Here is a 2,500-nt window from a genome sequence, read left to right as displayed (position 1 = left end):
CTGGGTTTGACATGGCCGCAAAACCTGCAGAGATGTGGGGTCCTTCGGGGGCGGTCACAGGTGGTGCATGGCTGTCGTCAGCTCGTGTCGTGAGATGTTGGGTTAAGTCCCGCAACGAGCGCAACCCTTGTTCGATGTTGCCAGCGCGTTATGGCGGGGACTCATCGAAGACTGCCGGGGTCAACTCGGAGGAAGGTGGGGATGACGTCAAGTCATCATGCCCCTTATGTCCAGGGCTTCACGCATGCTACAATGGCCGGTACAATGGGCTGCGATACCGTGAGGTGGAGCGAATCCCAAAAAGCCGGTCTCAGTTCGGATCGGGGTCTGCAACTCGACCCCGTGAAGTCGGAGTCGCTAGTAATCGCAGATCAGCAACGCTGCGGTGAATACGTTCCCGGGCCTTGTACACACCGCCCGTCACGTCACGAAAGTCGGCAACACCCGAAGCCGGTGGCCTAACCCGTAAGGGGGGGAGCCGTCGAAGGTGGGGCTGGCGATTGGGACGAAGTCGTAACAAGGTAGCCGTACCGGAAGGTGCGGCTGGATCACCTCCTTTCTAAGGAGCACCTCCCGGCGAAGGTCGGGTAGGAGCCCGCACCGCCCAAGAGTGTGGTGGTGGGGTGCTCGTTGGCGGAGACACTGGCGAGTTCACGGCTGGCAACGGCCAACCATGGCGAGTACGGCCCCTTTGGGGGTGTGGAAAGTTTCGGGTTGGTGCGGCTGGTGGGGAATGTAGAGCATCCTGTTGGGTCCTGAGAGAACAAGCATGGGTTCGGTGACGGATCGTGGTTGTTGTCTCTGCCAGGCACGCCTGGCCCCGCATACCGGATCGTGGCTGGGGTTTTTCCTGGCTGAGGTTGCTGGTGTGGGGTGGTGGGTTGTGGGTTGGTCGTTTGTTGAGAATTGCACAGTGGACGCGAGCATCTTTGTGGTCAAGTTGTCAAGGGCGAACGGTGGATGCCTTGGCACCAGGAGCCGATGAAGGACGTGGGAGGCCGCGATAGGCCTGGGGGAGCTGTCAACCGAGCTGTGATCCCAGGGTGTCCGAATGGGGTAACCTGGCACCAGTCATGTGGTGTCACCTGCACCTGAATTCATAGGGTGTGTGGAGGGAACGCGGGGAAGTGAAACATCTCAGTACCCGTAGGAAGAGAAAACAATAGTGATTCCGTGAGTAGTGGCGAGCGAAAGCGGATTGAGGCTAAACCGGTTGCGTGTGATACCTGTCAGGGGTTGCGTGGTCGGGGTTGTGGGACCTCATGACACGGGCTGACACTCGTGTGGGGAGTTACAAATACCAGTTGTTAGCTGAATGGTGTGGGAAAGCCAACCGTAGACGGTGATAGTCCGGTAGGTGAAAGCAGCTGGTCTCCTTTGTGGGTGTTCCCGAGTAGCGGCGGACTCCTGTAATCTGCCGTGAATCTGCCAGGACCACCTGGTAAGCCTAAATACTTCCTGGTGACCGATAGCGGACGAGTACCGTGAGGGAATGGTGAAAAGTACCCCGGGAGGGGAGTGAAATAGTACCTGAAACCGTTCGCCTACAATCCGTCGGAGCCTTTTGGGGTGACGGCGTGCCTTTTGAAGAATGAGCCTGCGAGTTAGTGGCATGTGGCGAGGTTAACCCGTGTGGGGTAGCCGTAGCGAAAGCGAGTCTTAATAGGGCGTGTAGTCGCGTGTTCTAGACCCGAAGCGGGGTGATCTAGCCATGGGCAGGCTGAAGCGTGGGTAAGACCGCGTGGAGGGCCGAACCCACCAACGTTGAAAAGTTGGGGGATGACCTGTGGTTAGGGGTGAAAGGCCAATCAAACTCCGTGATAGCTGGTTCTCCCCGAAATGCATTTAGGTGCAGCGTCGTGTGTTTCTTGCCGGAGGTAGAGCACTGGATGGTCTAGGGGCCCTACAAGGTTACTGAAATCAGCCAAACTCCGAATGCCGGTAAGTGAGAGCGCGGCAGTGAGACTGCGGGGGATAAGCTTCGTAGTCGAGAGGGAAACAGCCCAGATCGCCAGCTAAGGCCCCTAAGCGTGTGCTAAGTGGAAAAGGATGTGGGGTCGCATAGACAACCAGGAGGTTGGCTTAGAAGCAGCCACCCTTTAAAGAGTGCGTAATAGCTCACTGGTCAAGTGGTTCCGCGCCGACAATGTAGCGGGGCTCAAGTACACCGCCGAAGCTGTGGCATTCACACATTAACTTCGCGACTACTTTCGGGTGGTTGTGCAGGTGTGTGGGTGGGTAGGGGAGCGTCGTGCCGGGGGTGAAGCAGCGGGGTGACCCAGTTGTGGACGCGGCACGAGTGAGAATGCAGGCATGAGTAGCGAAAGAAGGGTGAGAAACCCTTCCGCCGGATGACCAAGGGTTCCAGGGCCAGGTTAATCCGCCCTGGGTGAGTCGGGGCCTAAGGCGAGGCCGAGAGGCGTAGTCGATGGATAACGGGTTGATATTCCCGTACCCGTGTAGGAGCGCCCGTGATGAACCTCGTTGTGCTAACCACCCG

2 rRNA genes (1 of these 2 cut by a window edge) are annotated in these 2,500 nt (G+C 58.2%); both read left to right on the top strand.

From position 1 onward, the window contains the following. Positions 1–559 (top strand): 16S ribosomal RNA (locus Pen02_RS41335) (it extends 958 nt beyond the left edge of the window). Positions 560–933: 374 nt separating this feature from the next. Continuing rightward, positions 934–2,500: ribosomal RNA gene (locus Pen02_RS41330) — 23S ribosomal RNA — on the top strand; the annotation flags it as partial.

The organism is Plantactinospora endophytica (genome assembly GCF_016862915.1).
GTDB lineage: Bacteria > Actinomycetota > Actinomycetes > Mycobacteriales > Micromonosporaceae > Plantactinospora > Plantactinospora endophytica.
This window is presented reverse-complemented; position numbering and strand designations above follow the sequence as displayed.